General features: G+C 67.1%; 4 protein-coding genes. All 4 read right to left on the bottom strand.

Features of this window, described 5'->3' with window-relative positions:
* Positions 1–201: 201 nt before the first annotated feature.
* Positions 202–2226: an acetyl/propionyl/methylcrotonyl-CoA carboxylase subunit alpha gene (locus AC1RQK_RS40300; protein ID WP_492376807.1), complete on the bottom strand. Its 2025-nt coding sequence runs from the start codon at positions 2224–2226 to the stop codon at positions 202–204.
* Between the two features lie 82 nt (positions 2227–2308).
* Positions 2309–3097 (bottom strand): enoyl-CoA hydratase/isomerase family protein, encoded by a 789-nt coding sequence (locus tag AC1RQK_RS40295; protein ID WP_492815229.1) that lies wholly within the window; start codon positions 3095–3097, stop codon positions 2309–2311.
* A gap of 54 nt (positions 3098–3151) precedes the next feature.
* Entirely contained in the window at positions 3152–4759 is a 1608-nt protein-coding gene (locus AC1RQK_RS40290; RefSeq protein ID WP_492376809.1) for a carboxyl transferase domain-containing protein, read from the bottom strand.
* A 68-nt stretch (positions 4760–4827) separates the two neighbouring features.
* Positions 4828–4923, bottom strand: a 96-nt coding sequence (locus tag AC1RQK_RS40285; protein WP_492368604.1) for an acyl-CoA dehydrogenase family protein, incomplete at its 5' end; no start/stop codon positions are given.

The raw sequence follows: 4923 nt of genomic DNA, 5'->3' as shown, positions 1-4923 counted from the left end.
AGCCAGCCTCCTGCAAGGATCGCTTTCTCTTGGTTACTTCTCTTTACGAGTAAAGAGAAGTGACATCTCACACGTTCCAAAACGGCCAATACCGTACAGCCGCGACAGCAGCTAGAAGCAAGAAAACCCCACCCACCAAACGTGTCTCCCCGCGTCAGCGGGGCTACAAGCAGCCCCCCGCTCCAAAAGGCCCGCATTCCTTCACACCACCACATCTTCCAACGTGACCAACTGCGCCCCATCCTGCACCTGGTCGCCGATACCATAAAGCACCTCCTGCACCACGCCGTCGGCCGGCGCGGTCAGGGTGTGTTCCATTTTCATGGCTTCCATCACGATCAGCGGATCTCCCTTGCCAATGACCGTGCCGGCCTTGACCATCACCGCGATGATGCGGCCCGGCATCGGCGCCACCAGCTTACCGCCCTCGGCATCGGCGCTGCCCGCATGGGCCAGCGGGTCGATGACTTCCAGCCGGGTTTGCTGCTTGCCGCTGAACACGTAGAGAGCGTCGCCTTCGATATGGGTGTTGCCCTTGACCGTGCGCTCGCCCAGGTCGAGTGCGTGGCTGCCGGCCAGGCTGGCCGCGCGGAAGGGCAGGGTCTGCTCGCCTACCGTCAGCCATTGCTTGCCGCCATCACTGCGCAGGCTGGCCAGCGTTTCGCCTTCACCGGTGCGCAGGCGGAACTGGCTGGTGGCGTCTCCGTTCAGGCGCCATGCGCCGGCGTTCTGCCAGGGCGAATGCGCGTCGGCCGGGTCCACGCGGCGCGCGCGGGCTTGCGCATCCAGCAACGCCGCCACCGCCAGCGCAATCACTTCCATGCCCACGGGCGCGGCCGGCGGAAACAGTGCCGCCTGGTTGCGCTCGATCAGGCCGGTGTCGAGGTCCGCCGTGCGGAACGCCTGCGACGTCACCAGCCGCTGCAGGAAGGCGATATTGGTCGACAGGCCCACCACGTGATACTCGGCCAGCGCCTGCGCCATGCGCGCCAGCGCCTCCTCGCGGTCGCGGCCCCACACGATCAGCTTGGCGATCATGGGGTCGTAGTACGGGCTGATGGTGTCGCCCTCGCGCACGCCGGAGTCGATGCGCACGCCAGCCGGGCCGTTGCCGTCCTGGCCCAGCGCGAACGTGACCGCTGCCGGTGTGCGCAGGTAGCGCAGCGTGCCGGTGGAGGGCAGGAAGCCCTTGTCGGGGTTTTCGGCGTAGACGCGGGCTTCCAGTGCATGGCCGTGGATTTGAAGCTGATCTTGCCTGAGAGGCAGCGGCTCGCCCGAGGCTACGCGCAGTTGCCACTCCACCAGGTCCTGCCCGGTGATCATCTCGGTGACCGGGTGCTCTACCTGCAGGCGGGTGTTCATCTCCATGAAGTAGAACGAGCCGTCCTGGTTGGCGATGAATTCCACCGTGCCAGCGCCGACGTAGCCCACGGCCTGCGCGGCGGCAACGGCGGCTTCGCCCATGGCGCGCTGGCGTTCCTCGCTCATGCCAGGGGCCGGAGCCTCTTCCAGCACCTTCTGGTGGCGGCGCTGCACCGAGCAGTCGCGCTCGAACAGGTAGACGCAGTTGCCGTGCGTGTCGGCAAAGACCTGGATCTCGATATGGCGGGGGCGGGTCAGGTATTTCTCGACCAGCACGCGGTCGTCGCCGAAGCTGGCGCTGGCCTCGCGCTGCACGGACGCCAGCGCGGCTTCAAAGCCTTCGCTGGCTTCCACCACGCGCATGCCCTTGCCGCCGCCACCGGCGCTGGCCTTGAGCAGCACGGGGTAGCCGATGCGGTCGGCTTCGCGGCGCAGCAGGGCGGCATCCTGATCCTCGCCGTGGTAGCCGGGCACCAGCGGCACCGCGGCCGCCTCCATCAGGCGCTTGGCCGCGCTCTTGCTGCCCATGGCGCGGATACTGGATGCCGGCGGGCCGATAAAGACGAGGCCGGCTTCGGCGCAAGCTTCTGCGAAGCCGTCGTTCTCGGAGAGGAAACCGTAGCCGGGATGGATGGCCTGCGCGCCGGTGGCCTTGGCCATCTCGATGATGTGGTCGCCGCGCAGGTAGCTGTCACGCGCTGCCGCGCCGCCGATATGCACGGCCTCGTCGCACAGTGCCACGTGGCGCGCGTTGGCGTCGGCGTCGGAGTAGACGGCTACCGTGCGGATGCCCAGGCGGCGGCAGGTGGCTGCCACGCGGCAGGCGATTTCGCCGCGATTGGCGATCAGGATCTTGTTGAACATGACTGTTCCTAGTTTTCTGGTTCTGGCGGCGCGGCTGCGGTGGCCGCGCGGCGGATGCGCATGATTGGCTGGGTGCCTTGGCTCAGGCAGGACGCCAGGACGGCGAGCGCTTCTCCAGGAAGGAGCGCACCCCTTCGCGGCCTTCGTCCGACGCGCGGATCGCAGCAATGCGCTCGGCGGTGTCGGCCAGCAGCGCATCGTCGATGGCGCGGCCGGACACTTCCTGCACCAGCCGCTTGCTCTCGCGCACGGCATTGGGGCTGTTGGCCACCAGCGCGGCGGCGATCTCGCTCACCTTGGCATCCAGCGTGTCGCCCGGCACCACCTCATGCACAAAGCCCAGGCGCAGCGCGTCGGCCGCGCCGAAGCGCTCGGCCGTGATGAAGTAGCGCCGCGCCGCCTGCTCGCCCATGGCGCGGATCACGTAGGGGCTGATGGTGGCGGGCAGCAAGCCCAGGCGCGCCTCCGACAGACAGAAATTCACTGTCTCCGCGGCCACGGCGATGTCGCAGGCGGCAACCAGGCCCACGCCGCCCGCATAGGTGTCGCCGTGGATGCGCGCGATCACCGGCTTGGGGCAGGCCCAGATGGTGTGCAGCATCTGCGCCAGCGTGAGCGCGTCGGACCGGTTCTCGTCGTGCGAGTAGCCGGCCATCTTCTTCATCCAGTTCAGGTCGGCGCCGGCGCAGAAGGCCGGGCCATTGCCAGCCAGCACGATGGCGCGCACCGTGGGCTCGCTGCCGAGTGCGCGGAACGCACCGGTGAGCTCGGCGATCACGGTTTCGTTGAAGGCGTTGCGCACGTCCGGCCGGTTCAGCGTGACGGTGGCCACGTGCTGCGCGGCCGTGACGGTAAGCGTGGTGAAATCCATGTTGGTGTCCTGTACGGTGCGATTCGTTATCCGGGGCGCTTGAGCAATGGAAAATTACATGCGGAACACGCCGAACTTCATCTCGCCGATGGGCGCGTTGAGGCTCGCCGACAGGCCCAGGCCCAGCACCGTGCGGGTTTGCGCGGGATCGATCACGCCGTCGTCCCACAGCCGCGCGCTGGCGTAGTAGGGGTGGCCCTGGTGCTCGTACTGGTCGCGGATCGGTTGCTTGAACTTGTCCTCGTCTTCCGCGCTCCAGCTGCCGCCCTTGGCCTCGATGCCGTCGCGGCGCACGGTGGCCAGCACGCTGGCTGCCTGCTCGCCGCCCATCACCGAGATCCGTGCGTTCGGCCACATCCACAGGAAGCGCGGCGAGTAAGCGCGCCCGCACATGCCGTAGTTGCCAGCGCCAAACGAGCCGCCGATGATCACCGTGAACTTGGGCACCTGCGCGGTCGCCACCGCCGTCACCATCTTGGCCCCGTTGCGGGCAATGCCCTCGTTCTCGTACTTGCGGCCCACCATGAAGCCGGTGATGTTCTGCAGGAACACCAGCGGGATCTTGCGCTGGCAGCACAGTTCGATAAAGTGCGCGCCCTTGAGCGCCGACTCCGAGAACAGGATGCCGTTGTTGGCGATGATGCCCACCGGATAGCCCCAGATCCGCGCAAAGCCGCACACCAGCGTGGTGCCGTAGCGCGCCTTGAACTCGTCGAAGTCCGAGTCGTCCACGATGCGCGCAATGACCTCGCGCACGTCATAGGGCTTGCGCGTGTCGGTAGGGATCACGCCGTACAGCTCCTCCACCGGATAGCGCGGGGGCAGCGGCTCGTGCAGGCGGATCTGGTCCGGCTTGCGGCGGTTCAGGTGCTGCACGATATTGCGCGCCAGCGACAGCGCATGCGCGTCGTTCTGCGCAAAGTAATCGGCCACGCCCGACAGGCGCGTGTGCACATCGGCGCCGCCCAGGTCTTCGGCGGTGACTTCCTCGCCGGTGGCGGCCTTCACCAGCGGCGGGCCGCCCAGGAAGATGGTGCCCTGGTTCTTGACGATGATCGACTCATCGCTCATGGCCGGCACATAGGCGCCGCCGGCCGTGCACGAGCCCATCACCACCGCGATCTGCGGAATGCCTTGCTTGGACAGGTTGGCCTGGTTGTAGAAGATGCGGCCAAAGTGGTCGCGGTCCGGGAACACGTCATCCTGGTTAGGCAGGTTGGCGCCGCCCGAGTCCACCAGGTAGATGCAGGGGAGGTTGTTCTGCTCGGCGACCTCCTGCGCGCGCAGGTGCTTGCGCACCGTGAGCGGGTAGTAGGTGCCGCCCTTGACGGTTGCGTCGTTGCAGACGATCACGCATTCCTGTCCGGCCACGCTGCCGATGCCGGTGATGATGCCTGCGCCGGGCGCCGCATTGTCGTACATGTCGTAAGCCGCGAGCTGCGACAGTTCCAGGAACGGTGTGCCCGGATCCAGCAATTGCTGCACACGCTCGCGCGGCAGCAGCTTGCCGCGCCCAAGGTGCTTGGCGCGGGCTTGCTCGCCGCCGCCTTCCGCCAGCTTGGCGATCTTCGCCTTGAGGTCGACGACCAGCGCCTGCATGGCGTCGGCATTGGCGCGGAAGGATTCCGAGCGCGCATTGAGTTTGGTTTCGAGCGTGGGCATAAGGTGTCGGATCTCGGGTCTTTGTTCTTGTGGCTTGTGCTGTGGGCGCGGGGGCGTCGGCTGGATGCTCAGGCCGTTTCGGCGTAGAGCTCGCGCCCGATCAGCATGCGGCGGATTTCCGAGGTGCCCGCGCCGATCTCGTACAGCTTGGCGTCGCGCCACAG

The sequence above is a fragment of the Cupriavidus sp. GW822-FHT02D05 genome, from assembly GCF_058802485.1.
Note: the sequence above shows the minus strand (reverse complement) of the source record. Positions and strands in the feature narration are given on the sequence as shown.

What these genes read in the sequence shown, in the direction of transcription:
- AC1RQK_RS40300 (WP_492376807.1), bottom strand. Translation starts at nt 2,226, where the DNA reads ATGTTCAACAAGATCCTGATCGCCAATCGCGGCGAAATCGCCTGCCGC.
- AC1RQK_RS40295 (WP_492815229.1), bottom strand. Translation starts at nt 3,097, where the DNA reads ATGGATTTCACCACGCTTACCGTCACGGCCGCGCAGCACGTGGCCACC.
- AC1RQK_RS40290 (WP_492376809.1), bottom strand. Translation starts at nt 4,759, where the DNA reads ATGCCCACGCTCGAAACCAAACTCAATGCGCGCTCGGAATCCTTCCGC.